The following is a 25,900-nucleotide window of genomic DNA, read 5'->3' on the forward strand; positions in this document are numbered from 1 at the left end:
GAGGCGCGCAGTTTTGACGTGAAGGTCACCGCGACCGACAAGGAAGGCTACGAGGGCCATATGACCTATACGCTGGTTGTCGCTGAAGCATTACCGGTTGCGCAATCCCATTCAATGAGAGTGATGGCAGGTACCACGGCGTTTCTGAATCTGACGGAGGGAGCAACCGAAGGACCTTTCACCGATGCACGAATTATAACCACGCCAGAACAGTCTGCAGGTCACACCTGGATCAAACGTGAAGGAAAAGCGTATTTCCTTTATTTCGCTGCTTCCACAACGTTCTCCGGTGGCACGAAATTGACCTATTCGCTTGCAAACGCTCGTGGAGCGTCTAACCCGGCAGTTGTAACGATTGATGTGGTTGCGCGTCCGGATCCATCCAAGGACGAGGAAGTCATCGGACTTGTGCGCGCACAGGTCGATACTGCGAACCAATTGGCCAAGACGCAATTGGAAAACTTCAATCAGCGGCTGGAACAATTGCACAGTGACGCCGAATGCCGCGCGAACTCTGTTGGAATCAATTTAAGCCTTGATGGCCAGCAATTGCATCCGGATTTGAATGTTCTCGACAAACTACGGCAAGCAGACCCGAACGAAGCGTGCTCGTCGTTCCGCCGTAAATTTTCAGTGTGGACGAATGGCGCGCTGGCTTACGGTAAAAATGACGATGATAACGGCACAAACCAGAAGAATTCCGGTACCAGCATAAGCGGCGGCATCGATTATCGCTTTTCGCCGTCATTCACCGGCGGCATCGGCTTTGGATATGGGCGTGTCGTCACTGACATAGGAGAACGAGGCACACGAAACGACGGGGATATGTTCAGCACTGCGCTTTACGGCAGCTTCCGTTCGTATCGAAACATGTTTCTTGACGGGGTTCTGGGTTATGGCTGGCTGCAATTCGACAGCAATCGCTATGTTACCGCAACGGGTGAAACCGCAAGCGGCCAGCGTCTCGGCAAGCAAGTCTTCGGGTCCGTTACGTTGGGATACGAGTATCGCAATGATGCGTGGCTGCTCTCTCCTTACGCACGTCTCGACGCGGCACATACAATGCTGGGCGCGTTTGATGAAACAGGCGCGGGCATCTTTAATCTCGCATTCGACAAGCAGGCCGTGGATCTCCTCTCTACGACGGTCGGCATTCGTTCCGAATATTCAGTTCCCATGGATTGGGGGATACTGAAACTGCGCGGACGCCTGGAATATTCGCACGATTTTGCCGGCGCCAGTCAGGCAAGAATAGGTTATGCGGATATAGGCGGCTTTATGCCTTATGCAATTGAAGTCGACGCATCATACCGTGACAGCTTCAAAATCGGAGTAGGCGTTGACAATCAGATCGGCAGGCGCTGGTCCCTTGGCCTCGACTACAGTACCCAGATTGGAACGACCAACGGCGCACTGCAGCATAGTTTCACATGGAAGCTGTCGAGGCAATTCAGCCCGGGAAAACCGTGATGGTTGAATAGGCCTATCACAACATTCGGTTCGATCGCTTTCGGTCACACTTCACCGCGTGCGCGCCATAGCTCCCTGGCAAAGCGCGCACGCTGTCGGCAAGGCCACGCACCAGAGCTGTCGGGTTTAAAAGCGAGGTGCCATAGGTGAAAATGGCGGCCTTGAAATGGCTTGTCCCGAGCCGCTTGGTGGGAGCGTCGCCTTCAAGCCAGTCGAATGGTTCCTTAAGGCGCTCAGCTCTTTGACGGTTGGTTCAAGAACCTCACGCATCTCCTGATCCGAAACGGCCGCGTGAAACTTTCCATCCTGCCGCCAGTCGCAGTTGATGCCATGCTGGTCAATCTGCTGTTTGAGATGGTCTATGGCTGCGCGCGCCAGCGCACGGTAGCTGTGCGACTTGGCCAGCTCTTCCATCGACGAGCTGACATTGTGCGGCAGATCAATGGCAAAGCCTGCAGCGCGTCCCGATGTCCCTTTTCCGACTTCCTGCGCATTGATCAATGCAATCTGATCGTTGGGGCGGTTCTCGGCCAGACGTCGCGCGGCGGCTAAGCCTGCATATCCTGCACCGAGTACGATCCAGTCGGCCTTGATATCGCCTTTGAGCGCTGCATTTGGCGTGCGAACTGTAACATCCTGCTCCAGCCATTGGTGTTGCCATCAGCGGGAAGGATGCGAATGGCGGGCATTTCAAAGGCTCAACTGTTGGAAAGAGATTTCAAAGAAAAGGGCGGGAGTTCATCCCGCCCTGTTCCAGTTACAATATGGAGGCCGATCAGTCGATCTTGCTGGTCGCGCGGTCGATAACAGCCTGCGGGAATTCGACGCCCATCTTCTTGGCAGCGCCAAGATTGATGACGAGATCGGTGCCCTTGGCGATGTCGACAGCGATATCGCCTGGCTTTTCACCCTTGAGAATCTTCACCACGACGGCGCCGGTCTGCTTGCCGACATCGTAATAGTTGAAGCCGAGGGCAGCGAGTGCACCACGCTTGACCGAATCCGTGTCTGCAGTGAAGAGCGGCAGTTTGCTTTCTTCCGCAACACCGACGGCGCTTTCCAGAGCCGAAACGATGGTGTTGTCGGTCGGAACATACATGGCGTCCGCACGGCCGACGAGGGCGCGCGCTGCACCCTGAACTTCAGCCGACTTGGTGGCAGCCGATTCAACGATTTCGATGCCTTCGGCGGAAGCTGCTTCCTTCAGTGCGGCCAGAAGCGACACGGAATTGGTTTCACCGGAATTGTAGAGATAACCGAGCTTCTTGATGTTCGGCATCACTTCCTTGATGAGCTTGATGTGCTCTGCCACCGGCGACATATCGGAAAGACCGGTCACGTTGCCGCCCGGCTTTGTCATGTCCTTGACGAGCTGCGCGCCGAGCGGATCGGAAACAGCGGTGAACACGACCGGAATATCGCGGGTTGCCGAAACGACAGCCTGTGCCGAAGGTGTCGAGATCGGAACGATCACATCCGGGCCTTCGCCGACGAACTGGCGGGCGATCTGTGCTGCGGTTGCCGGGTTGCCCTGTGCGGACTGATAGACGAATTTGAGATTTTCGCCTTCCTTGTAGCCAGCTTCGGCCAGCGCATCCTTCACGCCGTCGCGCGCGGCGTCGAGGGCCGGATGTTCAACGATGGCGGTTACGGCGACGGTTACGTCTTTTGCCTGTGCCGAGGTGGCAATGGCCGTTGCGGCCAGCAAGGCCAGAAGCATAGAACGCATGAAAATCTCCCCTGTTTTGGTGCGTTGCTTATCGGCAAACACCTTTTCTCCAATAACCTCAGATTGAAGGTTTATCCGCCAGATTTGAGGCTTAATCGGGTCCGGATAGACTGTCAACGTGTGGGGTAATCTGTCAGGCAGCCTGTCCGGCAACCTGTCCGGATTGAACACGATATGCCCGCAACTAAAAGCGGCTCGAATTCTGACGGGGTTCAAATGCTGAACACTGTGTTCAGCACCCTTTCAATATGGCGGCGCGCCGCCATATTTGGCGATAACAATTATCTTTTGCCCGCAATCAGGGAACATCATCATGAAGAAAATCGGCTTTCTTTCCTTCGGTCATTGGTCGCCATCGCCGCAATCGGGAACCCGTTCCGCAAGCGATGCGCTTCTGCAATCGATTGACCTTGCTGTTGCCGCCGAGGAACTGGGCGCGGATGGCGCCTATTTCCGCGTGCATCATTTTGCGCGCCAGCTTGCCTCGCCATTTCCGCTGCTCGCCGCAGTTGGCGCCAAGACGAGCAAGATCGAGATCGGCACTGCCGTCATCGACATGCGTTATGAAAACCCGTTCTATATGGTCGAAGATGCCAGTGCTGCGGACCTGATCTCCAAGGGCCGTCTGCAGCTCGGCATTAGCCGCGGCTCGCCGGAACAGGTGATCGATGGCTGGCGTTATTTCGGTTATGCGCCGGAAGAGGGCAAGACCGATGCCGATATGGGGCGCCAGCATGGCGAGGTGTTCTTCGAAGCGCTGAAGGGGCAGGGCTTCGCCCAGCCAAATCCGCGCCCGATGTTTCCGAATCCTCCCGGTCTGCTGCGCATTGAGCCGCATTCGGAAGGTCTTCGGGATCGCATCTGGTGGGGTGCCGCCTCGGATGCGACAGCGATCTGGGCTGCAAAGCTTGGCATGAATTTGCAAAGTTCGACCCTGAAGAAGGACGAGTCAGGCGAGCCGTTGCATATCCAGCAGGCCAAGCAGATCCGCGCCTATCGTGAAGCCTGGAAGGAAGCCGGACATACGCGCACGCCGCGTGTTTCGGTAAGCCGCAGCATCTTCGCGCTGGTTGATGATCGCGACCGGGCCTATTTTGGTGGCGGAAGCAACGAGCAGGATTCCATCGGCTATATCGAGGAAGATCTGCGGGCGGTCTTTGGTCGGTCTTATGCGGCTGAACCGGATAAGCTCATCGAGCAACTTGAAAAGGATGAAGCGATTGCCGAAGCCGATACGCTGCTTCTCACGGTGCCGAACCAGCTTGGTGTCGACTACAATGCGCATGTAATCGAGTCGATCCTCAAGCATGTTGCGCCAGCACTTGGCTGGCGCTGAGTGCTTTTAAAGACAGGCGGTGCAAGCATGTCTCCTGAAAGTGGAAACCGGTTTCGGGATAAAGATATGCGCAGAAACAGGCCACCGCCTGTTTTCATTCCATGCGGTAAATCGCCAGAAGCTGTTTCATGCGGCTGATGGCGAGGTCTGGCTGGTCGAGAACATTGGCCTGATCGGCAAGGCGGAATATGTCGGCGTAATGCGAAATGCCACGCGCCGACTGCATTCCGGCTGGCATGGTGAAATGGTTCTGGTGACCGTTCAGCCAGGCCAGGAACACGACGCCAGCCTTGTAATATTGTGTCGGTGCCTCAAAGATTTTCCGTGATAGCGGCACGGTTGGCTCGATGATGGCACGGAAGCGGGCATTGTCGCCTGCGGCCAGTGCCGCGAGCGCGCTGGACGCCTGTGGTGCGACCGCATCAAAGATACCGAGCAGCGCATGACTGTGCTTGTTTCCGTCGCCTTCGATCAGCGGCGCATAGTTGAAATCATCACCTGTGAAACACAGAACACCTTCCGGCAGGCGGTCGCGCAGTGCGATTTCGTAGCGCTCCTCCAGCAGCGAGATTTTGATGCCTTCCACCTTGTCGCGATTGGCTTCAATGATGCCGATCACCGTATCAAGCGCATTGTCGAAATTTTCCGAACCCCAATAGCCTTTAAGCTGCGGGTCGAACATATCGCCCAGCCAGTGCAGCACGACTTTGTCGCGGGCTTGACCGAGAATCCGGCCATAGACCTTGGCGTAATCGTCGGGGGACCTGGCGATGCGCGCCAGTGCGCGGCTTGCCATCAGGATGAAACGCCCGCCATGTTTCTCGATGAAGTCGGCCTGTGTTTCATAGGCCTTGATGACGTCATCGAGGCTTTTCGCATCGGCGGGATCAAGATGATCAGTGCCTGCACCGCTCGCGAGATCGGCGCCCGCTACGGTCTTGCTGTCTGCCAGCGAACGGCGGATCAGTTCCTGCGCACCTGCCCAGTTCAGTCCCATGCCGCGCTGTGACGTATCCATCGCTTCCGCGATGTTGAAGCCGAGGCTCCACAGATGATGCCGGAAAGCCATGGTCGCATCCCAGTCGATCGCCGGGTCGTTCCATGGACGGGCATCTTTCAGCGGATCGGAAACCACATGCGCTGCTGCATAGGCAATGCGATTGAACTGCGGCGGGTTTGCTGGACGTGAGGTTGGTGTCCCGGTCAGCGTGTAGGAATGCAGGCTTCCCTTGCTATCCGGCAATGTCACTTGATGGTTGCTCATGCCCTTATCGTTCCTCCGCCTGAATATCTGATTGTTAGTTTAGAACGTTCCAAATGACAATCCGGTCAAAAATTAAGGCAGAAATGTGATTTGCGTGATTTTAGGTGAAAAGTACACGCTTTCGCAGAAAATGCGCCTAAAAACCGGCTTTCAATTGTGGCGAAGCAAGAGAAAATAGCGGCTTCCGCCTCCGCTCTTGACAGTATTGGAACGTTCCAATTAAATCAGCAATCGAAACCGGAGCAGGGCATGAGCAAGAACAGCGTCACCGTTATCGACATTGCGCGCGAGGCAGGCGTGTCGAAATCGACTGTCTCGCTGGTGCTGCGTGACAGTCCGCTTGTTCATGCCGAAACCCGCGCCAAGGTGCAGGAGGCAATCGAGAAACTCGGTTATGTTTATAATCGCTCGGCTGCCAATCTCCGCCAGGCGAAGTCGAAGATCATCGGCCTTGTGGTCAATGACCTGACCAACAGTTTCTTTGCCGAACTGGCCGTAGGCGTGGACCGTGTCATGCAGTCGGCGGGCTATGTGCAGTTTCTAGCCAACACGGCGGAAAGCATTGACCGTCAGCGCGAGGTGATTGCCTCGATGCGTGAACATGGCATTGCCGGGCTGATCGTTTCGCCAGCGCGTGGAACCGAGGCTAATGATCTGAAACCGCTGGCAAAAAGTGGCCTGCCGGTTGTGCAGATGGTGCGCGATGTGCCGGGATCGGGCGTTTCTTCCATCGTTTCGGATAACCGCGGCGGCGTGGCAAAGGCGGTTGAGCATCTGGTGTCGCTAGGGCATCGCGTAATCGCTTTCATGGGCGGCTATGCGGATACCGCTGTTTTTGCCGAGAGAGTTGCGGGCTATCGTGCGGGACTTGAGCAGGCAGGCATCGTGTTTGATGATGCGCTGGTCTTTACCGCAGCGCCTTCACGCGCTGGCGGTGTTGAAGCGGTGGAGCAGATGCTGCGGCAAGGTATGAAGCCGACGGCAGCGGTGTGCTTCAACGATGCGGTTGCTTTCGGTGTCTGCGATGGTTTGCGCGGTGCGCAACTGGAGCCGGGCCGTGATTTTGGCGTGGTTGGTTTTGACGATGTGATCGAAGCCAAGACTGCTGTTCCAGCGCTGACGACTGTGGCTGTCGATCCGCAAGGTTTGGGAGAACGTGCGGCGCAGCTTTTGCTGAAGCAGATCAATTCGGAACGGGTGGAGGCGGAGGCGCAGCGCTTGTCGGTGCGTCTTGCGGTGCGTGCAAGTTGTGGTGCGCCGTTCAAAAATGAGGAGAAATTCGCATGGCAAAGTGGGGCCTTATAGGCGCAAGCACCATTGCAAAAGAATGGGTGATCGGAGCTATTCGCGCCACCGGTGGCGAAGTAGTGTCCGTCTACAGCACCAATGCTGCACGTGGCGAAACTTATGCCCGCGAGAACGGGATTGCCTGCTCTGTGACAAGCCTTGATGCGCTGTTATCCGATCCGGAAATCGACGCTGTTTATATCTCCACCACCAATGAATTGCATCGTGATCAGGCGATTGCTGCCGCCAAAGCAGGTAAGCATATTCTCTGCGAAAAGCCACTGGCACTGACGCTTTCTGACGCGCACCAGATGTTGAAAGCGGTTCGCGAGGCGGGCGTGGTTGCGGGTACCAATCATCACTTGCGCAATGCCGCAAGCCACGGTGCCATGCGTGATGCCATTGCCAGTGGCAGGATCGGCAAAGTGTTGGGTGCGCGGGTTTTCCATGCGGTTTATCTGCCGCCTCATTTGCAGGGGTGGCGTATTGAACGGCCCGATGCGGGCGGCGGTGTGATCCTCGATATTACCGTGCATGATGCCGATACATTGCGCTTTGTGCTGGGTGAAAACCCAGTCGAGGCCTTGGCTTTCAGCCAGCAAGGGGGCCTCAGCGGCGAAGGACTGGAAGATGGCGTGATGGGCGTTTTGCGCTTCTCCTCCGGCGTTATCGCTCAGTTCCACGATGCTTTCACCACCAAATATGCGGAAACCGGCTTCGAGATACATGGCAGCGAAGGCTCGCTTATTGCACGCAATGTCATGACGCAAAAGCCGGTCGGGACCGTCATTCTGCGTGACAAGGATGGCGAGTACGAATTGCCGCTCGACCAGAAGAATCTCTACGAAACCGCCTTACAGGCTTTCCATAATGCCATCGCAGGCAAAGGACAGCCTTCGGCAACATTGGAGGATGGCATCTGGTCGCTTGCGACCGGGCTTGCCGTGCTTGAGGCTGCAAAGACCGGTAAGGCAACCGCTGTTCATTCAGGACTTTGAACATTATGAGCAAACATATTTCATTTGCGGAAGCAGCATCACTCATTCCCGACAACGCTGTCGTTTCGGTTTCTTCATCGAGTGGCCTCGGCTGTCCGGATATGATGCTGAAAGCCATTGGCGAGCGGTTTGATGAAACCGGTCATCCCCAGAATATAACCACGCTGCATCCGATTGCGGCTGGCGATATGAGTGGCATCAAGGGTGTCGATTACATCGCCAAAAAGGGGCTTCTCAAAAAGATCATCGGCGGCTCATATCCTTCCGGACCGTCGAGCGCCGAGCCGCCGCTGATCTGGCAGATGATCACCAATAATGAGATTCCGGCCTATAATGTTCCGTCGGGCATTCTATTCGACATGCATCGCGAAGCCGCCGCCAAACGCCCCGGCGTGCTGACCAAGGTGGGGCTTGATACCTTCGTTGATCCCAAGCGTCAGGGTACGGCGATGAACGACAAGGCGCGTGAGGAGCCGGTCGTTAAACAGGTCAGTTTTGAAGGTGAGGACTGGCTCTATTTCCCCAATATCGTGCCGCTTGTCACGATTATCCGGGCAACGACCGCTGATGAACGCGGCAACCTCACCTATGAACATGAGGGTGCTTATCTTGGCGGTCTTGATCAGGCGCTGGCTGCACGCAACAATGGCGGTATCGTCATTGCGCAGGTCAAACGCATTGCCAAGGAAGGCACGCTGAAACCGCATGATGTGCGGGTGCCGGGCGTTTTGGTCGATTATATCGTGGTTGATCCCGACCAGAAGCAGACAACACAGACGCTTTATGATCCGGCAATTTCCGGCGAGATTTTCCGTCCGCTCGATACGTTCCGTTTGGCGGAATTCAATATTCAGAAGGCGATTGCGCGGCGTGTCGCACAGGAATTGCAGGCGGGAAGTACGGTCAATTTGGGCTTTGGCATTTCCGCCAATGTGCCGCGCATTCTGCTGGAAGAGGGCCTGCATGGCGCGGTGACATGGGTGATCGAGCAGGGTGCTGTCGGCGGTGTGCCGCTTCTCGATTTTGCTTTTGGCTGTGCGTCCAATGCAGACGCTTATATGCCGTCGCCCTATCAGTTCACCTATTTTCAGGGCGCGGGATTCGATGCCTCGCTGTTGTCCTTCCTTGAGATCGGACGTGACGGTTCGGTCAATGTGTCGAAGCTGTCATTCCGTCCGCATGTAACGGCGGGCGCTGGCGGCTTTGTCGATATTACCGCAAGAGCCAAAAAGATCGTCTTTTCAGGCATGTTCAATGCCGGGGCGAAATTGTCGGTCGCTGACGGTAAGCTGGTGATCGAGAAGGAAGGCAAGCTTAAAAAGCTCGTCAATGAGGTTGAGCATGTCACCTTCTCCGGTCCGCGCGGTGTCGAACAGGGACAGGACATTACCTATGTCACCGAACGTGCGGTTCTGAAGCTCACGCCAGAAGGCATTGTGCTTACCGAGATTGCGCCGGGTGTGGATTTGCAGACGCATATTCTTGATCAGGCTGAGTTTCCACTGATCGTTTCGGATCAGCTCAAGCTCATGGATGAGGCGCTGTTCCGCGACGAGCCGATCGGCCTTGAATTGCCGCAAAAGCCTGCGCGAAAGCTGGAGGCTTAAATGGCTCAACGGATAGACATCTCGATTGAGAACCACATCGCGGTCATGACCATCAAGCGGCCCGAAAAGCTCAATGCGTTTGATATCGAGCTTCTGCAGGAATTGTCTGCCGCCTGTGATCGGGTTGAAGCGGATAGCAGTGTACGAGTTGCGATCCTGACGGGCGAGGGCAAAGCCTTTTCCGCCGGTGGTGACATCAAGGCATGGGGCGGCATGGAACCGCAGGAATTCGGCCATGCCTGGGTGCGCTACGGTCATCGTGTGTTCGAGCGGCTTGCGACCTTGCGTGTGCCACTGATCGCAGCGATGAACGGCCATGCCTTGGGTGGTGGTCTGGAACTGGCCGGTGCCGCCGATATTCGCATTGTCGAACGACAGGCCAAGATCGGCCTGCCGGAAACCTCGCTCGGCATGATCCCCGGCTGGTCGGGCACACAGCGTCTTGTGCGCCGTTTTGGTGCGCAGATCGTGCGCCGCATGGTGTTGGGTGGCGAAATGTTCACCGCAGAAGAAGCGCTGTCGCATGGGCTGGTGGATCATGTGGTGGAGACGGGTGCAGCCTTGCAGGCGGCGCAGGACTATGCGGCGCGGGTGGCCAAGCGCGGACCGGCTGCGCTGGAAATTTCCAAACTGATGCTGTCGGTCGCCAATGGCGAGGATAGTGGCACGGCAGTCGAGGCGCTGGGGTCCATCCTTGTCGCCAAGACCGGCGATCTGAAAGAAGGCGTGCGCTCGTTTACCGAAAAGCGCGAAGCAAATTTTGAAGGAAAATGGTGATGAGCGTAGTCGTAAAACCGCAGCCGTTGACCGGGCTGGAAGTCCGCGAATTCTCCATGCTGATCGATGGAAAATGGGTGGGCAGTGAAAGTGGCCAAACGATTGAACGTGTGGCGCCCGGCCATGGAGTGACGGTGAGCCGCTATCCGGCCGGCAACAAGGCCGATGTGGAACGCGCGGTTGCGAGCGCTCGTAAGGCTTTCGATGACGGGCGCTGGTCGTCTAAAACCGCATCGCAGCGTTCGTTGATTTTGCTAAAGGCCGCCGATCTGATTGAAGCGCGGGCCGAAGAGCTTGCCTATCTTGACGCAATTGAAGCCGGCAAACCAATTTCTCAGGTGCGCGGCGAAATTGCTGGTTCCGTGGATATCTGGCGCTATGCGGCAGCGCTCGCACGCGATCTGCATGGTGAAAGCTATAATACGCTGGGTGATGGCACCCTTGGTGTCGTGCTGCGCGAGGCAATTGGCGTTGTTTCCATCATTACGCCTTGGAATTTCCCGTTCCTGATCGTGGGTCAGAAGCTGCCATTTGCTTTGGCAGCGGGCTGCACGGCAGTCGTAAAGCCTTCGGAGCTGACGTCCGGATCGACATTGTTGCTCGGCGAAATTCTGGCTGAAGCAGGCGTGCCGGACGGTGTTGTCAACATCATCACCGGAACGGGCGCTGATGTTGGCCAGCATATGAGCATGCATCCAGATGTTGATATGGTGTCGTTCACCGGCTCAACCGGTGTGGGCAAGCTGACCATGGCCAACGCTGCACAAACGCTGAAAAAAGTATCGCTTGAGCTTGGCGGCAAGAACCCGCAAATCCTGTTTCCTGATGCGGATATGGATGCCTTTATCGATGCTGCCGTTTTTGGCGCATGGTTCAATGCAGGCGAGTGCTGCAATGCCGGTTCGCGGCTGATCGTGCATCGCTCGATTGTCGATGAGATTGTCGAGCGCGTGGCTGATCTGTCGAAGAAAGTCATCGTCGGCGATCCGCTCGATGTCAGTACGCAGGTTGGCGCGATCATCACGCCGCAGCATTTGACAAAGGTTGGCACCTATGTCGATCAGGCCAAAAAGGCGGGTGCCGCAATTGCTCATGGCGGCGATGTACTGGATCTCGGCCTTGGCCAATATATGGGGCCAACCATCATTGCAGGCGTGAAGGCCGACATGGCTGTGGCGCGTGAGGAAGTGTTCGGCCCGGTTCTGTCGGTACTTTCCTTCGATACGCTGGATGAAGCAATCTCGATTGCCAATGCGGTCGATTACGGACTTTCGGCAGGCGTGTGGAGCCGCGATTTCGATACCTGCATGAGCATTGGTCGCAAGGTGCGCGCTGGCACAGTCTGGATGAACACCTTCATGGACGGCACGCCGGAACTGCCGTTTGGCGGTTATCGTCAATCGGGTCTGGGCCGCGAGCTGGGCCGTCATGCGGTGGAGGATTACACCGAAACCAAGACGCTCAACATGCATATCGGTGCGCGCACCGGCTGGTGGATGCCACAAGGCAAGTAAGGAGTGACGGCTTTGGGAGGACAGCCGGATATCGTCATCATCGGATCTGGTATCGGCGGCGCGACAATGGCTGCCGGTCTTGCCGCGTCAGGTGCGGACATTCTTATTCTTGAGGCAGGAGAGCGCTTGCCGGACCGACCGGAAAACCGCGATGCACGGGCAATTTTCCAGCGCGGTTTCTTTCGCCCGAAAGAGTTCTGGTACGAGACGGATGGCACGCCGTTTAATCCCGGAAATTATTATAATGTTGGCGGTAATTCCAAGTTCTTTGGCGCGGTGCTGATCCGTTATCGCCGCGAGGATTTTGCCGAGATGACGCATCTGGAAGGTGTGTCTCCGGCATGGCCATTCGCCTATGAGGAGCTGGAGCCGTGGTATAGCCGTGCTGAGCAGCTTTTTCAGGTGCGGGGTGAACTGGGCGATGATCCGACCGAACCGGAACATTCAAAGTCCTATCCCTATCCGGCGATCCGTGACGAACGGCCAATGGCCGATGTGCGTGCCCGATTAAAGAAAGCGGGACTGCACCCGGCTTCCTTGCCGTTGGGTGTCGATATCGACCGTTGGCTGGCAAAGGCTAAAACGCCATGGGATGCATTTCCCAATAGCGATGACGGCAAGATGGATGCGGAATCCTGTTCGCTTGCGGCTGCCCTCAAACATCCTGATGTGCGGCTTGAAACTCAAGCGAGGGTGACGCGGCTGGAAACCGGGCCGGATGGCAAGGCGATCACCGCAGTTCATTATGTGAAGAATGGCGAAACGCTGGTTCTGCGCCCCAAGCTCGTTATTCTATCCGCTGGCGCAGTTCAGTCAGCAGCGCTTCTGCTACGCTCCGGCCTTGCCAATCGCTCGGATCAGGTGGGCCGCAATTTCATGAACCACAATTCCAGCGCGGTGATTGCTTTCGACCCGCGCTATCGCAACGATTCCATCCACCAGAAGACTTTCGGTTTCAATGATTACTATCTGTCGGATGGAGCAGGCGGACCGCCGCTTGGCAATGTGCAACTGCTTGGCCGAGTGTCGGGCGAAATCCTGAAAGCCAATATGCCCCGCGTGCCGGAATGGCTGCTGAACCGCATTGCACGTCATACGATCGATTTTTATGCGATGAGCGAAGACCTGCCATCGCCGGATAGCCGCGTGACAGTGGATAGCGACCGCATCATTCTGCATTGGGTGCGCAGCAACTGGAAAGCGCATCTGATGCTGGTCGATAAGCTCAAATCAGCACTCAGGCAGGCAGGTTTTCCAGTGGTGCTGTCGCGCGCCTTCGACCGGCGCACGCCATCGCATCAATGCGGCACTGTGCGCATCGGCAACGATCCGGCGACGGCGCCGCTTGATCCATATTGCCGCGCTTACGATCATCCCAATCTTCATGTGGTGGATGCGTCGTTCCTGCCGACATCGGCGGCGGTCAACCCGGCGCTGACCATCGCCGCACAGGCGTTGCGCGTGGCGGACAGTCTTAACCGGGAGGTGCTGGCATGAACCATCAACGACCTGTTGCACTGGTAACCGGTGGGCGGCGTGGCATCGGGCTTGGCATTGCCCGCACATTGGCCGCCAAAGGGTTCGATCTGGCGATTACTGATCGCGAGCATGACGATGCTGTCATCCATGAATTACGCGCGCTTGGCGGAAAGGTGGTTTTCTTTGAAAGCGATCTGGCTGCCGTTGGAATGCATGAGGCAACTGTCTCCGCGGTGCTGAAGGAATTTGGCGGCATCGATTGTCTGGTCAACAATGCAGGCATGGGTTCGGTCGAACGCGGGGATTTTCTGGGTCTGAAGCCGGAAAACTTCGACACGATCATGGATGTGAACCTGCGTGGCACGGTGTTTTTCACCCAGGCTGTGGTGAAGGCCATGCTTGCCGCAACCGAAGTGCGTTTCTCACGCAGTATCGTGACGATCAGTTCGGTTTCGTCAGTGATGACTTCGCCGGAGCGGCTTGATTACTGCATCAGCAAAGCCGGATTGACGGCCTTCGTGCAAGGGCTGGCGTTGCGGCTTGCCGAGGCGCGCATCGGCGTGTTCGAGGTGCGCCCCGGCATTATCCGCACCGATATGACGGCGAAAGTCTCCGAGCGTTACGACGGGCTGATCGAAGGCGGTCTGGTGCCGATGAAGCGCTGGGGCGAGGTGGGTGATGTCGGCGCCATCGTGGCCGGGCTTGCGGGCGGAAATTTCATCTTTGCCACTGGGTCGGTGATCAACGCCGATGGCGGCCTGTCTATCGCGAAGCTTTAGTTTCTCGGGAGGAGAAACAAATGAATTACGATTATATCATCGTTGGCGGCGGGCCTGCCGGTTGTGTTCTCGCCAATCGTCTGAGCGAAGATGCTTCGGTGAAAGTCTTGCTGCTGGAAGCCGGAGGAAGCGACTGGAATCCACTGTTTCACATGCCTGCAGGCTTTGCCAGGATGACCAAGGGCGTGGCGAGCTGGGGCTGGGAAACCGTTCCACAGAAGCACCTGAAAAACCGCGTGCTCCGCTACACGCAGGCGAAAGTCATCGGCGGTGGCTCCAGCATCAATGCGCAGATTTATACGCGCGGCAATGCGGCTGATTATGATCTATGGGCTGGCGAGGATGGCTGCACCGGCTGGGATTATCGCCATGTGCTGCCCTATTTCAAACGCGCCGAAGACAATCAGCGCTTCAACGATGATTTTCATTCCTATGGCGGGCCGCTTGGTGTTTCGATGCCATCCGCACCACTGCCGATCTGCGACGCCTATATCCGTGCTGGGCAGGAACTGGGCATCCCGTATAATCCGGATTTCAACGGTCGCGAACAGGCGGGCGTCGGCTTTTATCAGCTCACGCAACGCAATCGCCGCCGTTCCTCCGCATCGCTTGCCTATCTCGCGCTGATCAAAGATCGCAAGAACCTCACCGTGCGCATGAATGCGCCGGTGCGCAACATCGAGCTGGAAAAGACCCGCGTAACCGGGGTCACGCTGATGAGCGGCGAGGTCTTGCGCGCAAACCGCGAGGTGATTGTCTCTTCCGGCGCCATCGGCTCACCGAAACTCCTGCTGCAATCGGGCATCGGCCCTGCCGACCATCTGAAAAAACTCGGCGTAAACGTGAAGCATGATCTGCCGGGTGTGGGCGAAAACTTGCAGGATCATCTTGATCTCTTTGTCATTGCCGAATGCACCGGCGATCACACCTATGATGGCGTGGCAAAGCTCCATCGGACACTGGGAGCGGGGCTGCAATATATTCTGCTGCGCTCTGGCCCGGTGGCGTCGAGCCTCTTTGAAACCGGCGGTTTCTGGTATGCCGATCCGGATGCCCGTTCGCCGGATATCCAGTTCCATCTGGGGCTTGGTTCGGGGATCGAGGCAGGTGTCGAAAAGCTCAAAAATGCGGGTGTGACACTCAATTCCGCCTATCTGCATCCGCGCTCGCGTGGAACGGTGCGGCTCGCTTCCAGCGACCCGGCTGCGGCACCGCTGATCGACCCCAATTACTGGAGCGATCCGCATGATCGCAAAATGTCCCTTGAGGGTTTGAAGATCGCGCGCGAAATCATGCAGCAGGATGCGTTGAAGCCCTATGTTATGGCCGAACGCCTGCCGGGCGCGAAGGTCGTCAGTGACGATGACCTGTTCGATTATGCCTGTGCCAATGCCAAGACTGATCATCATCCGGTCGGCACCTGCAAGATGGGAACCGGTGCAATGGCGGTTGTAGATCTCGATCTGAAAGTGCGGGGGCTCGAAGGCTTGCGGGTATGCGACAGCTCGATCATGCCGCGCGTTCCGTCCTGCAACACCAATGCGCCGACCATCATGATCGGCGAAAAGGGTGCGGATATTATTCGTGGCCTTGATCCGCTGCCGCCAGTTCTGTTTTCATGGGAGAAGAACGAGCACAAGCAGCGCGCGCGGATTTAGTCCCCGTCAACGACCGGTTCAAAACGCAGATAGCCCACGACATCCGAGCCTTTTCGCCTCGGATTGTCGGAGGGGTGGTTCACGCCGTCATTCACCTCGACGACCGCAAAATCGAATGGTGATACGCCCTCCAGACAAGCCGCATTCACGCCGAACTGGCGCGGATTGGAACGGCGCTGGTGGAAGGTGTAAATTCCGCATTTCGAGCAGAAATAATGTTTCGCCACGCCGGTATTGAATTGGTAGAGCGTCAGCGCATCTTCACCTTCAAGCACTTCCAGTCCGTCCAGTTCTGCAGAAACGGCGACGGCCCCGCGCATCCGGCAATAGGAGCAGGTGCAGCGCCGCGCAGTGTTAAGGCCATCCGAAAGTTTAACACGAAAGCGCACCGTTCCGCAGTGGCACGCGCCATTGGCTTCCTTGATGTCAGGGTTCATTTTCTCTCCTCGCATTTATACGGAAGCTATTTTGTTTTTTGCCGGTTTACCATCGCTGAAAACCTATTAAATTCGTGACCGGGAATACTTCCGGGAGGGATTTGGCATGGGTGAGTTTGCAGTCGTCACGGGCGGGAGTACCGGCATCGGAAGGCATCTCGTTTGTGCTTTTGCCGATGCGGGCTACACGGTGGCCTTCAGCTACAAGCACGATGACGAAGCTGCACAATCGCTCGTCGAAGCCATCGAAGAGGCGGGCGGTCAGGCGCTGGGGCTTGGCTGCGATGTCGGGAGACGTGTCGAGGTCGAAGCCTTCTTCGATGAGGTCTGCGACTGGTTCGGTGATGCGCCCGATGTGCTGGTCAACAATGCAGGCATCCAGACCTGGGCACCCTTGCTGGAACTTTCCGAGGATGGTTGGGACGATGTCATCCGCACCAATCTGAAAGGCTGCTTCCTCAATACGCAGGCTGCCGCGAAGCGCATGGTGGAGGCCGACAAGGGCGGCGCCATCGTCAATATCGGATCAGGCTGCAACAAGCTCGCCTTTCCGAAACTGGTTTCCTACACAGCATCGAAGGGCGGCATAGAGCAGTTCACCAAGGCTTCGGCGGTGGAGCTTGGGCCGCACGGCATCCGGGTGAATTGCGTGGCCCCCGGCGCGATCCTCAATGAACGCACGGCAGAAGAACAGCCCGACTATGCCGACACCTGGGCACGCATCACGCCGCTGCGCAGGGTGGGAACAGCGGAGGACATTTCCGGCCCGGTCCTGTTCTTTGCTTCCGATGCGGCGCGTTTTGTTACCGGCCAGACGATCTGGGTCGATGGTGGTGTCTTCTCGCAGGCCAACTGGCCGTATGAGGGGTGAAATGCGGTGGTGATCCCGACAGGAATCGAACCTGTGACCTACAGATTAGGAATCTGTCGCTCTATCCTACTGAGCTACGGGACCAACCGATGAGCATTCGCCGGTGATTCCGGCATTGCGAATGCTTTCAGACACATACTGGTTTTCATAGCTGTCGCCAACCCCGCAAAAAGCGGGGCAGGCGGATTTATTCAGCTATCAGGCGGCAAGCGCCGTTTCCGCTACCGCTACAAAATAGCTGACGCCATAGGGAATGGCATCGTCATTGAAGTCATAGGCCGGATGGTGAAGGCCGGGCGTATCGCCATTGCCGAGGAAGATATAGGCGCCGGGACGCGCTTCCAGCATGTAGGAAAAATCTTCCGCCGCCATCATCGGCTCGACACTCTCATCCACTTTGCCTTCGCCCGCCACAGCGCTGGCGACGCGGGCGGCAAACTCCGTCTGTGCATCGTGGTTGAAGGTGACCGGATAATTGTTCTTGTAGCGCACGGTGATTTCCGCACCGGTGGCGGCTGCGATACCGGCGGCAGCTTCACGGATACGGCGTTCGGCAAAGGCGCGGGTTTCCTTCTTGAGCGTGCGGACAGTGCCCGACAGCGTCGCCTTTTCCGGGATTACATTATAAGCCTCGCCTGCAATGAACTTCGTCACCGAGATCACAAGTGAATCGAGCGGATCGACATTGCGCGAAACAATGCCCTGAAGGGCGATCATCAGCTGGGAACCTGCCAGAATCGGATCGATGGTGCGATGCGGCTGCGCTGCGTGGCCGCCGCGACCTGTGATGAAGAGATCGAATTCATCCGTCGCTGCCATGATCGGGCCTTTTCGCATCGCGAACTGTCCGACCGGCAGGCCCGGCATATTGTGGATGCCGTAGACTTCCGAAATGTTGAAACGGTCCATCACGCCGTCCTCGACCATGGCGAGGCCACCGGCGCCGCCTTCTTCGGCAGGCTGGAACAGAAGCGCGACCGAGCCGCGGAAATTGCGGGTCTCCGCGAGGTATTGCGCTGCGCCCAGTAGCATTGAGGTGTGTCCGTCATGGCCGCAGGAATGCGCCTTGCCGGGATTTTGCGAGACCCATTCGACACCGCTCGTTTCGGTGATGGGCAGGGCATCCATGTCGGCGCGCAGGCCAATTGCCGGCCCATCACCATGGCGACCCTTGATGATGCCGACCACGCCTGTGCGTCCGACGCCTGTTTCCACAAGATCGCAACCGAAGGATTTCAGCTTGTCTTCGACAAATTGTGCAGTTTCGTGCACGTCATAGAGAAGTTCAGGATTCTGGTGCAGTTTTCGGCGCCATGCGGCAATTTTCGCTTGCGTTTCAACGGCACGATTCAACACTGGCATTTTCTGATGGCTCCCCGGATTGGGCGTGATTTGAAGGAAACAGGATATGACGTTTCGGTGAAAGCGGGCAATCCCTGTTTGCCTTTTCATCGCCACATGGCATAGATAAAGAAAGCGTTAATCTCCCATTATAGAGCAATTCGAACCCGCAGAAGTTGCAGGCTATTTCGATTGGAACTACGGAATGATGTCGAAATCATTGAAAATCTGGTTTGCAGCTGTTGGCTTGTCCGCGACCGCACTGGCGTCCGCCGCCGCTAATCCCTCGATCGCAGTGGATGTGGCAACCGGCAAGGTCTACCAGCAGCAGGAAGCTTTTCAGCGCTGGTATCCCGCTTCCCTGACCAAGATGATGACGGCCTATGTGGCATTCCGTGCGCTTCAGTCGGGCCAGATGACGCTGGATTCGCCGGTGCGCATGACGGTGAACGCCGCCAAGGAACCGCCGAGCAAGATGGGTTACAAGCCGGGATCGGTCATGACGCTCGATACGGCGTTGAAGATCATGCTGGTTAAGTCGGCCAATGATGTTGCTGTGGCCGTTGCCGAGGCCGTGGGCGGAACGGAATCCGGTTTCGTGCAGCGCATGAATGCGGAAGCGCAGCGTATCGGTATGGTCGGCTCGCATTTCGCCAATCCGAACGGCTTGCATAATCCCAATAACTACACAACGGCACGCGATCTGGCGGTTCTGGCCGTGCAGCTGCGCCGCGAATTTCCGCAATATGCGCATTATTTTGCGACCGAGGCGATCGATCCGGGCGCGGGCAAGAAAGTTCAGGCCAATTACAACATCCTGCTTGGCCGCTATGACGGGGCGGACGGGATGAAGACCGGCTTCGTCTGTGCATCCGGCTTCAATCTTGCAAGTTCGGCCACGCGCAACGGTCGGACGGTGCTGGCGATTGTTCTCGGTGCGGACCGGCAGGAAGCGCGCGCGGTTCAGGCAGCACAGCTGATGACTGACGCTTTCAGGGCAAATGCGAGCGGTGGTGCTACATTGGCGACCTTGCGCCCCGCAGCCGGCGGAAATCTCAATCAGGCCGTCGATATGCGCAAGGCTATCTGCAGCCAGCAGGCCATGGCCGATCGCTGGGACGGTCGCGATGTCGAGGGCAAGTTGAAAATCAATTCGCCTTATATCCATGCGATGGATCGCGATCCGGTTCCGGTTCGCGTCGGTCTGGTTTCCGAACCGGGTCCGACGACCCGCCCGAGCCAGCTCGACATTTCGCAGATTCCGGTGCCAATGCCGCGTCCGCAGCGTTCCGCCGGTGCCAATACCACCGCGATCAACTGATATGCCGAATCCCATTCCCGTTTCCGTGCTGACCGGTTTTCTTGGTTCAGGCAAGACGACGCTTCTCAACCGGCTTCTGAAAGATCCGGCGCTGAGCGATACGGCGGTTATCATCAACGAGTTCGGCGAGATCAGCATTGATCATCTGCTGGTTGAGCAGGCGAGCGAGGGCGTGATCGAGCTTTCCGACGGCTGCCTGTGCTGCACGGTGCGCGGCGAGCTGGTGGATACGCTGGCCGACCTGATCGACCGGCTCCAGACCGGGCGCATCAAGGCGTTGAAGCGCGTCATCATCGAAACCACCGGGCTCGCCGATCCGGCGCCGGTGCTGCATTCGATCATGGGGCATCCGGTGCTCATGCAGGCTTTCAGGCTGGACGGTGTTCTGGCGACCGTGGATGCCGTTAACGGCATGGCGACGCTCGACAATCACGAGGAAGCCGTCAAGCAGGCGGCAATGGCCGACCGCATCGTGCTGACCAAAACCGATCTGCCGGAAGCGCAGTCAGGACTGGCAGCATTGAAGGCGCGTCTTCATGCGCTCCATCCCGGCGCAGACATTCTGGAAGCCGGTGAACAGCGCACGGGTTATGCGGCGCTTTTTGAATGCGGTCTCTATAATCCGGAAACGAAATCGGCGGACGTGCAGCGCTGGCTCAAGGCGGAAGCCTATGAGGACGGTCATCATGACCACTCCCATCATGGGCGTTCTCATGGGCCTGACCATGCTTGCGGGCCGAATTGCGATCACGACCATCATCATCACCACGAACACCATCACGATCATGGCCATGCGCATCATCATCACCACGACGATGCGATCCGGTCCTTTTCGCTTCGTCACGATGCGCCGATCCCGCTATCGACCTTCGACATGTTCCTGGATCTTCTGCGTTCAACGCATGGGGAGAAGCTTCTGCGTGTGAAAGGGATCGTGCAGATTGCCGAAGACCCGGATCGTCCGGTTGTCATTCACGGGGTGCAGAAGATTTTCCATCCGCCAGCGCGCCTGCCGCAATGGCCGCAGGATAAGCGGGAAACGCTTCTGGTGATGATCGTGAAGGATCTGCCGGAAACCTATGTGCGTGAGCTGTTCGATGCGTTTTTGGGGCGCCCTGCGCTCGATAGGCCAGACCGTGCCGCGCTGATGGAAAATCCGCTGGCTATTCCGGGTTTTTCGCCCCGGAGCTGATACTTATTTCTTGCGAATAAGGAAGCGATGCAACGTCCCTTGGTGCTCCTGCGCGACCAGGGCGTGGCCTTCCTGCGTGCAGAAATGCGGGATGTCGATGCCGGACAGCGGATCGGTCGCTTCCACCCAGAGAAGCGCTTCGCTCGGCATTTTTTCCAGACGATTGCGGGTTTTCAAAACCGGAAGGGGGCATTTAAGCCCCCTCAGGTCGTAAACAGGAATGTCATCCTGCCAGGCCATCAGTTCCCGATGATCTTCCACCATGGCTTCTTCGGCTCGGGGGCTGCGACAGCTGCCGGCTGTTCGACATTCTGCGCCACCGTGCTGGCGGTCGTCATTGGAGAGACCTGGGGTGAAACAGACTGAGCAGCCTGCGCTGCAGCCGGGTTTGGCTGTGGTGCGGGCACAGCTGCGGTCTGTGTCGTCGGCTGAGCCGGAACAGCAGCCGGTTGCGGCGTTGCAGCAATGGCTGTCGGCTGTGCGGCTGGCGTTGCCGGGCGAATGTCCGGTGCGCCCGCCTTTTCAGCGGAAGAAGCGGTGAGTGACGGCGGTTCCCGCGTTACCTTTTCACCGCGTGCACGCGCAGCGCTCCAGGCGGAGACGAGCTTGGCTTCGGCGATGCCCTGAATAGACGGTGCCGGTGCCTTCTGGCTGGCGCTGAATGCCGACTGATAGGTCTTTTCGTAAGACGCATAGGACATGGCCTCGCCGCCAGCCGAAGGCGGGCAGGCGTCCGTTGCGGACAGAGGCTGGCCGTCGGGTGTCGCGACGTTGAACACATAGCGCTTTTCGCAAACATCGACCTTTGGTGGCACCTTGGTGACCTCGAAAGAGTCGTAGCCCTGCTTCAGCATCTTCCAGAAGGAATAGTTCGGGTCGCTCTTGTATCGCGCCATGTTGGCAGCCGTCATACGGAACGGAAATGCCTGAATCTGGAAGTCGCGCTGGCCGCCCTTGAAGGCGTCGCGACCGAAGGCGTAAATCTCGGCAACCTGTTCGTCGGTCATCGAGTAACAGCCCGACGACGAGCATGCGCCATGCACCATCAGGTGCTGGCCCGTGCGGCCATTGGCGCGGTCATAGGCGTTGGGGAAACCGATGTTGAACGAGAGATAATAGCTCGAATTCGGGTTCATCTGGGCGGGGCGGACGTTGTAGAAACCTTCCGGCGCCTGACGGTCACCCTCGATATATTTCGGCCCGAGCTTGCCCGACCATTTGCAGATGTCGTAGGACGCGATCTGGTCGTACTTGCCGTTGTTCTTCTGCTTCCAGACCTCGAGTGTGCCTTCTTCCTTGAAAATGCGTACCATGATTGGCGAGGTGCGGGTCATGCCCTTCGCCTTCATCTTGGCAACGACTTTCTCGGGAAGCGGCTTCTCGGCCCGGAGGCTTAGATCGGATACGGACGAACCCTGACAGCCGGCGAGGAGCGCGGTTGCCATTACGGAGCCTAGAATTGCGGTTCTGATCTTCATGTCGCATCGAGTCTGTTAGAGCTACGCCAGAGACTTTATGAGCAAAAGCCAATTTCCTGAACGTCGAATTTTAAAACTGAAACCTTACGGTATCGTTTATAAATCCTTGCTCAGATAGCTAAAATCCAGCGCGTCGGCAATATGGCCGAATTTGCAGCATGATGCAAATCCGGGAGGCGCGAGGCCTCCCGGACGGGTCTTCTTCTTTGTTCTGAACCGCGCATCTTATTCCGAAAACCGTATTACACTTTTCGGGATGCGCTCCAATTTGCGGTGAAAATCAGATGTTGCGGCCGATTTCGAGGAATTTCTGGCGGCGTTCCTGCTTCAGCGTTTCGCCGTCGATATCCTTCATCGAGCGCAGCGATGCTGTGATGATATCGCCAGCTGCATCGATGACGGCTTCCTTGCCGCGATGCGCACCACCCATAGGTTCAGGAATGACACCGTCAATGACCTTCAGGTCAAACAGGTCCTGTGCGGTGATACGCATGCTTGAGGCGGCATCCTTGGCGCGGGTGGAATCGTGCCAGAGGATCGACGCAGCACCTTCGGGCGAGATCACCGAATAGATTGAATGCTCAAGCATATAGACGCGGTTTGCAACGGCGATGGCGATTGCGCCACCCGAACCGCCTTCACCGATGATGATCGAGATGACCGGGACGCGCAGCCGGAGGCATTCTGCCGTCGAGCGCGCAATGGCTTCAGCCTGGCCGCGTTCTTCGGCGCTGACACCCGGATAGGCGCCTGCCGTGTCGACGAAAGTGATGAGCGGCAGTTGGAAACGGTCTGCCATTTCCATGATGCGGACGGCCTTGCGATAGCCTTCCGGACGGGCCGAGCCGAAATTGTGCTTCAGGCGCGTCTTGGTGTCAGAGCCTTTTTCCTGCCCGATGATCGCAACGGCCTGACCGTTGAAGCGGCCAAAACCAGTCTGGAGAGCTTCGTCATTGGCAAACTTGCGGTCACCGGCGAGCGGAGTGAATTCGGTGAACAGCCGGTCAATATATTCCAGGCAATGCGGACGGTCCGGATGGCGGGCGATCTGCGTCTTCTGCCACGGGGTCAGCTTGCGATAGATGTCCTTCAGCGCATCGGCCGAACGCTTCTCGAGGCGACGAATCTCGTCGCTCATCTCGACGCTGCCTTGTTCCTGCGCGAGCTTCTTGAGCTCAAGAATCTGGCCTTCAAGGTCGGCGACGGGTTTTTCAAAGTCGAGATAGTTGTACATCGGGCCTGACTGTTCGTGCTTTTTCCAAAGGGATTAGCGCTATTGCGAGCCTGAAAAAGGCTGTTTTACGGCGCTTTACATATTCACTACTGGCTCATCTTGCAAATTTTCGACTTTCTCATAACCGGACAGAGGCTAATCGGCAAGCGGATGATGCTCGCTGACAAGCTTATGCAGTCTTTCCTCCAGCACATGCGTATAGATTTGCGTCGTTGAAATGTCGGCGTGGCCGAGCAATTGCTGCACGGTACGCAGATCGGCACCGTTCTGCAGCAGATGGCTGGCAAAGGCATGGCGGAGCACGTGCGGTGAAACGGCTGCCGCCGACAATCCCGCCCGCGCGGCAAGCCCTTTCAGTTCGCGTGCAAAAACCTGGCGCGCCAGGTGGCCGCTTTCCGAAAAAGCCGGAAAAAGCCACGGATTGTCATCGCTGCCAGGCAGGGAATCCCGCAAGGCGAGAAAGCGCTGCAACGCCTCACGGGCCTTGGGCGAAAGCGGGACCATGCGTTCCTTGGAGCCCTTGCCGCGAACCAGTAGGAAGCGGTGGTCGGTGCGCGCGACGCCGACCGGCAGACCGACAAGTTCGGAAACGCGCATGCCGGTGGCATAAAGTGTTTCAATGAGAGCGTGAAGACGCAGCGCCTTGAAGCGCTCGGCCGGTTCCGCTTCTTCGCTGGTTTCAAGTGCTGCGCGGTCGAGCAGTTTTGTGACGTTCTCAACGCTCATGATTTTCGGCAAAGGCTTCTGCTTTTTCGGCGCATCGACCGTACCGGTTGGATCGTCCTGCCGATAACCTTCCGAATAGAGAAAGCGGAAGAACTGGCGTAGCGCCGACAGACGCCGGGCTTGCGATGTCGCGGCAAAACCTTCCGTTGCCATGGCATCGATGGCGCTGCGAATATGGTCCGCACCCGCTTCGGCAAGATTGACGCCTCGGGCCGACAGCGCCTCTGCCACCGCCTCAAGATCGCGCCGGTAGGATTCAAGCGTGTTTTCCGCCGCGCCGCGTTCGGCACTCATCATTTCCAGAAAGTTCTCGATCGCCAGCGATGCGCGCATTGTCATTCCTGCGGTGTCTGCGGCGATTGGGGCGCCGTATCGGCGGTCTCCGCAGGGGCAAGCTCGGCTGCGGGAGCTGGCGGAGGCGCAATCGTGACCGGTTTCAGCTTCGAAGCCGGTATTTCGACGGTGATCTCGCGTGTGTCCGGCTCAACGAAATTGGCAAGTGTATACATCGCGCCATAAACGACGGCGGCGACAAGGGCGAGAAAGAGAACGAGGCGCGTTAGCGTAGGCATCCATCTTTTATGCTGTGGCATTGGGACGAAAGCAAGGAGGGGGGACGAAAGCAAGGAGGAGGAATGAAAGCAAGGAGAAGGAATGAAAGAGGAGACAAGAGCCCAATCATGCAAAAAAGCCTTGCTTGCGGCCATGCACGCCCTGAAAACCAATCAAAGCAATTGACGTCGTCCTGTTTTTCATGTGGAACCGGAACAAATGGACGAGGTCAATGAGCAGCACGACAAAACAAAACAATCTACATGAGAAAGCGGAGCTGATCCGCGATCTTCTCGGTTCGAAAGTCGTGGTACTCGTGGGGCTGATGGGTGCAGGCAAATCCACCGTCGGACGCAAGGCTGCAGCCTTGCTCGGCCTGCCGTTTCGCGATGCCGATACGGAGATCGAAGCGGTTTCCCGCATGACCATTCCTGAATTGTTTGAAGCATATGGCGAGGTCGAGTTCCGCGATCTCGAACGTCGGGTCATCATGCGCCTGCTCGAAGACGGACCGATGGTTCTGGCCACCGGCGGCGGGGCCTATATGAATGCCGAAACACGCGCGGCAATCGGTCGTGCAGGTGTTTCCGTCTGGCTCAATGCGGAAATCGATATTCTGATGGAGCGCGTATCGCGCCGCCAGAACCGCCCGCTGCTGAAAAACAGCGATCCGCGCGGCGTCATGCTGCGGCTGATGAATGAACGTTATCCTGTCTATGCACTGGCCGACCTTCAGCTGATGACGCGGGATGACAAGAAGGAAGTGATCGCTGCGGAACTGCTCGATGTTCTGGCGGATCATCTTGAAAGATTAGAGGCATAATCGGTCCGGTAGAACAAGCCGCCGATG

At 57.3% G+C, this 25,900-nt stretch carries 24 protein-coding genes and 1 tRNA gene; 14 read left to right on the forward strand and 11 right to left on the reverse strand.

Going from position 1 to position 25,900, the window contains the following annotated elements:
- Window positions 1-1,470 (forward strand): autotransporter outer membrane beta-barrel domain-containing protein (locus AC1RHM_RS18845; RefSeq protein WP_454503070.1); only part of this gene is annotated, 1,470 nt, incomplete at its 5' end.
- A 126-nt stretch (window positions 1,471-1,596) separates the two neighbouring features.
- On the opposite strand, the gene AC1RHM_RS18850 is transcribed toward AC1RHM_RS18845, so the two are convergent.
- Both AC1RHM_RS18850 and AC1RHM_RS18855 read right to left on the reverse strand, forming a co-directional pair.
- Window positions 1,597-2,115: an FAD-dependent oxidoreductase gene (locus AC1RHM_RS18850; RefSeq protein ID WP_312195442.1), complete on the reverse strand. Its 519-nt coding sequence runs from the start codon at window positions 2,113-2,115 to the stop codon at window positions 1,597-1,599.
- A 130-nt stretch (window positions 2,116-2,245) separates the two neighbouring features.
- Entirely contained in the window at window positions 2,246-3,199 is a 954-nt protein-coding gene (locus AC1RHM_RS18855; protein ID WP_010657637.1) for an ABC transporter substrate-binding protein, read from the reverse strand.
- 313 nt (window positions 3,200-3,512) lie between these two features.
- Here AC1RHM_RS18855 and AC1RHM_RS18860 point away from each other — a divergent pair, with 313 nt between their 5' ends.
- Entirely contained in the window at window positions 3,513-4,535 is a 1,023-nt protein-coding gene (locus AC1RHM_RS18860) for an LLM class flavin-dependent oxidoreductase (RefSeq protein WP_010657636.1), read from the forward strand.
- A 94-nt stretch (window positions 4,536-4,629) separates the two neighbouring features.
- Here the strand turns inward: AC1RHM_RS18860 and AC1RHM_RS18865 are convergent, their stop codons facing one another.
- Window positions 4,630-5,799, reverse strand: coding sequence for a dihydrodipicolinate synthase family protein (locus tag AC1RHM_RS18865; RefSeq protein WP_010657635.1), 1,170 nt, complete (start codon window positions 5,797-5,799; stop codon window positions 4,630-4,632).
- Between the two features lie 249 nt (window positions 5,800-6,048).
- Between AC1RHM_RS18865 and AC1RHM_RS18870 the strand changes: the two genes are divergently transcribed.
- The 8 genes from AC1RHM_RS18870 to AC1RHM_RS18905 are packed head-to-tail and all read left to right on the forward strand — an operon-like array spanning window position 6,049 to window position 15,898.
- Window positions 6,049-7,104 carry a LacI family DNA-binding transcriptional regulator gene (locus tag AC1RHM_RS18870; RefSeq protein ID WP_010657634.1) on the forward strand — a complete coding sequence of 352 codons (1,056 nt, stop codon included), beginning with the start codon at window positions 6,049-6,051 and terminating at the stop codon, window positions 7,102-7,104.
- A complete protein-coding gene (locus AC1RHM_RS18875) occupies window positions 7,083-8,084 on the forward strand; it encodes a Gfo/Idh/MocA family protein (protein WP_010657633.1) in 1,002 nt (333 codons plus the stop codon). The genes AC1RHM_RS18870 and AC1RHM_RS18875 overlap by 22 nt, the downstream gene beginning before the upstream one ends.
- A 5-nt stretch (window positions 8,085-8,089) precedes the next feature.
- Window positions 8,090-9,691 carry an acyl CoA:acetate/3-ketoacid CoA transferase gene (locus AC1RHM_RS18880; protein WP_010657632.1) on the forward strand — a complete coding sequence of 534 codons (1,602 nt, stop codon included), beginning with the start codon at window positions 8,090-8,092 and terminating at the stop codon, window positions 9,689-9,691.
- A complete protein-coding gene (locus AC1RHM_RS18885; RefSeq protein WP_010657631.1) occupies window positions 9,692-10,468 on the forward strand; it encodes an enoyl-CoA hydratase/isomerase family protein in 777 nt (258 codons plus the stop codon).
- Window positions 10,462-11,982: an aldehyde dehydrogenase family protein gene (locus AC1RHM_RS18890; RefSeq protein WP_010657630.1), complete on the forward strand. Its 1,521-nt coding sequence runs from the start codon at window positions 10,462-10,464 to the stop codon at window positions 11,980-11,982. Before AC1RHM_RS18885 ends, AC1RHM_RS18890 begins: the two co-directional genes overlap by 7 nt.
- Window positions 11,983-11,994: 12 nt before the next feature.
- Complete coding sequence (locus AC1RHM_RS18895) at window positions 11,995-13,479, forward strand: FAD-dependent oxidoreductase (RefSeq protein WP_010657629.1); 1,485 nt, start codon at window positions 11,995-11,997, stop codon at window positions 13,477-13,479.
- Window positions 13,476-14,240, forward strand: coding sequence for a 3-ketoacyl-ACP reductase (locus AC1RHM_RS18900; RefSeq protein ID WP_010657628.1), 765 nt, complete (start codon window positions 13,476-13,478; stop codon window positions 14,238-14,240). Before AC1RHM_RS18895 ends, AC1RHM_RS18900 begins: the two co-directional genes overlap by 4 nt.
- A gap of 20 nt (window positions 14,241-14,260) precedes the next feature.
- Window positions 14,261-15,898, forward strand: a complete 1,638-nt coding sequence (locus AC1RHM_RS18905; protein WP_010657627.1) for a GMC family oxidoreductase — start codon at window positions 14,261-14,263, stop codon at window positions 15,896-15,898.
- On the opposite strand, the gene AC1RHM_RS18910 is transcribed toward AC1RHM_RS18905, so the two are convergent.
- Complete coding sequence (locus AC1RHM_RS18910) at window positions 15,895-16,335, reverse strand: GFA family protein (protein ID WP_010657626.1); 441 nt, start codon at window positions 16,333-16,335, stop codon at window positions 15,895-15,897. The genes AC1RHM_RS18905 and AC1RHM_RS18910 overlap by 4 nt on opposite strands.
- Before the next feature lie 106 nt (window positions 16,336-16,441).
- Between AC1RHM_RS18910 and AC1RHM_RS18915 the strand changes: the two genes are divergently transcribed.
- Window positions 16,442-17,206 (forward strand): SDR family NAD(P)-dependent oxidoreductase, encoded by a 765-nt coding sequence (locus AC1RHM_RS18915; RefSeq protein ID WP_010657625.1) that lies wholly within the window; start codon window positions 16,442-16,444, stop codon window positions 17,204-17,206.
- A 7-nt stretch (window positions 17,207-17,213) separates the two neighbouring features.
- Here AC1RHM_RS18915 and AC1RHM_RS18920 read toward each other — a convergent pair.
- A tRNA-Arg gene (locus tag AC1RHM_RS18920) sits at window positions 17,214-17,290 on the reverse strand.
- Between the two features lie 114 nt (window positions 17,291-17,404).
- Window positions 17,405-18,568 carry a M20 aminoacylase family protein gene (locus AC1RHM_RS18925; protein ID WP_010657624.1) on the reverse strand — a complete coding sequence of 388 codons (1,164 nt, stop codon included), beginning with the start codon at window positions 18,566-18,568 and terminating at the stop codon, window positions 17,405-17,407.
- A gap of 184 nt (window positions 18,569-18,752) precedes the next feature.
- Here AC1RHM_RS18925 and AC1RHM_RS18930 point away from each other — a divergent pair, with 184 nt between their 5' ends.
- Both AC1RHM_RS18930 and AC1RHM_RS18935 read left to right on the forward strand, forming a co-directional pair.
- A complete protein-coding gene (locus tag AC1RHM_RS18930; protein WP_012091110.1) occupies window positions 18,753-19,868 on the forward strand; it encodes a D-alanyl-D-alanine carboxypeptidase family protein in 1,116 nt (371 codons plus the stop codon).
- A 1-nt stretch (window position 19,869) separates the two neighbouring features.
- Window positions 19,870-21,060 (forward strand): CobW family GTP-binding protein, encoded by a 1,191-nt coding sequence (locus AC1RHM_RS18935; protein WP_010657622.1) that lies wholly within the window; start codon window positions 19,870-19,872, stop codon window positions 21,058-21,060.
- A gap of 3 nt (window positions 21,061-21,063) precedes the next feature.
- Here the strand turns inward: AC1RHM_RS18935 and AC1RHM_RS18940 are convergent, their stop codons facing one another.
- From AC1RHM_RS18940 to AC1RHM_RS18960, 5 genes are all read right to left on the reverse strand, one after another.
- Window positions 21,064-21,321: a sulfurtransferase TusA family protein gene (locus AC1RHM_RS18940; protein WP_029375812.1), complete on the reverse strand. Its 258-nt coding sequence runs from the start codon at window positions 21,319-21,321 to the stop codon at window positions 21,064-21,066.
- Window positions 21,300-22,538, reverse strand: coding sequence for a L,D-transpeptidase family protein (locus AC1RHM_RS18945; protein ID WP_010657620.1), 1,239 nt, complete (start codon window positions 22,536-22,538; stop codon window positions 21,300-21,302). Before AC1RHM_RS18945 ends, AC1RHM_RS18940 begins: the two co-directional genes overlap by 22 nt.
- A gap of 280 nt (window positions 22,539-22,818) precedes the next feature.
- Window positions 22,819-23,772: an acetyl-CoA carboxylase carboxyltransferase subunit alpha gene (locus tag AC1RHM_RS18950; RefSeq protein WP_010657619.1), complete on the reverse strand. Its 954-nt coding sequence runs from the start codon at window positions 23,770-23,772 to the stop codon at window positions 22,819-22,821.
- A 135-nt stretch (window positions 23,773-23,907) separates the two neighbouring features.
- Window positions 23,908-24,831, reverse strand: coding sequence for a site-specific tyrosine recombinase XerD (gene xerD / locus AC1RHM_RS18955; protein ID WP_010657618.1), 924 nt, complete (start codon window positions 24,829-24,831; stop codon window positions 23,908-23,910).
- A 2-nt stretch (window positions 24,832-24,833) separates the two neighbouring features.
- On the reverse strand, window positions 24,834-25,070 hold the full coding sequence (locus tag AC1RHM_RS18960) for a hypothetical protein (protein WP_010657617.1): 237 nt from the start codon (window positions 25,068-25,070) through the stop codon (window positions 24,834-24,836).
- 212 nt (window positions 25,071-25,282) lie between these two features.
- Between AC1RHM_RS18960 and AC1RHM_RS18965 the strand changes: the two genes are divergently transcribed.
- Complete coding sequence (locus AC1RHM_RS18965) at window positions 25,283-25,873, forward strand: shikimate kinase (protein WP_010657616.1); 591 nt, start codon at window positions 25,283-25,285, stop codon at window positions 25,871-25,873.
- Window positions 25,874-25,900: the final 27 nt, after the last annotated feature.

Source organism: Brucella sp. GW823-FHT04E01, from assembly GCF_058796175.1.

Bases quoted from the DNA above. Each gene is read 5' to 3' on its own strand.
- AC1RHM_RS18855 (WP_010657637.1), bottom strand. From the start codon at position 3,199: ATGCGTTCTATGCTTCTGGCCTTGCTGGCCGCAACGGCCATTGCCACC.
- AC1RHM_RS18860 (WP_010657636.1), top strand. From the start codon at position 3,513: ATGAAGAAAATCGGCTTTCTTTCCTTCGGTCATTGGTCGCCATCGCCG.
- AC1RHM_RS18865 (WP_010657635.1), bottom strand. From the start codon at position 5,799: ATGAGCAACCATCAAGTGACATTGCCGGATAGCAAGGGAAGCCTGCAT.
- AC1RHM_RS18870 (WP_010657634.1), top strand. From the start codon at position 6,049: ATGAGCAAGAACAGCGTCACCGTTATCGACATTGCGCGCGAGGCAGGC.
- AC1RHM_RS18875 (WP_010657633.1), top strand. From the start codon at position 7,083: ATGGCAAAGTGGGGCCTTATAGGCGCAAGCACCATTGCAAAAGAATGG.
- AC1RHM_RS18880 (WP_010657632.1), top strand. From the start codon at position 8,090: ATGAGCAAACATATTTCATTTGCGGAAGCAGCATCACTCATTCCCGAC.
- AC1RHM_RS18885 (WP_010657631.1), top strand. From the start codon at position 9,692: ATGGCTCAACGGATAGACATCTCGATTGAGAACCACATCGCGGTCATG.
- AC1RHM_RS18890 (WP_010657630.1), top strand. From the start codon at position 10,462: ATGGTGATGAGCGTAGTCGTAAAACCGCAGCCGTTGACCGGGCTGGAA.
- AC1RHM_RS18900 (WP_010657628.1), top strand. From the start codon at position 13,476: ATGAACCATCAACGACCTGTTGCACTGGTAACCGGTGGGCGGCGTGGC.
- AC1RHM_RS18905 (WP_010657627.1), top strand. From the start codon at position 14,261: ATGAATTACGATTATATCATCGTTGGCGGCGGGCCTGCCGGTTGTGTT.
- AC1RHM_RS18910 (WP_010657626.1), bottom strand. From the start codon at position 16,335: ATGAACCCTGACATCAAGGAAGCCAATGGCGCGTGCCACTGCGGAACG.
- AC1RHM_RS18915 (WP_010657625.1), top strand. From the start codon at position 16,442: ATGGGTGAGTTTGCAGTCGTCACGGGCGGGAGTACCGGCATCGGAAGG.
- AC1RHM_RS18925 (WP_010657624.1), bottom strand. From the start codon at position 18,568: ATGCCAGTGTTGAATCGTGCCGTTGAAACGCAAGCGAAAATTGCCGCA.
- AC1RHM_RS18930 (WP_012091110.1), top strand. From the start codon at position 18,753: ATGATGTCGAAATCATTGAAAATCTGGTTTGCAGCTGTTGGCTTGTCC.
- AC1RHM_RS18935 (WP_010657622.1), top strand. From the start codon at position 19,870: ATGCCGAATCCCATTCCCGTTTCCGTGCTGACCGGTTTTCTTGGTTCA.
- AC1RHM_RS18945 (WP_010657620.1), bottom strand. From the start codon at position 22,538: ATGAAGATCAGAACCGCAATTCTAGGCTCCGTAATGGCAACCGCGCTC.
- AC1RHM_RS18950 (WP_010657619.1), bottom strand. From the start codon at position 23,772: ATGTACAACTATCTCGACTTTGAAAAACCCGTCGCCGACCTTGAAGGC.
- xerD (WP_010657618.1), bottom strand. From the start codon at position 24,831: ATGCGCGCATCGCTGGCGATCGAGAACTTTCTGGAAATGATGAGTGCC.
- AC1RHM_RS18960 (WP_010657617.1), bottom strand. From the start codon at position 25,070: ATGCCTACGCTAACGCGCCTCGTTCTCTTTCTCGCCCTTGTCGCCGCC.
- AC1RHM_RS18965 (WP_010657616.1), top strand. From the start codon at position 25,283: ATGAGCAGCACGACAAAACAAAACAATCTACATGAGAAAGCGGAGCTG.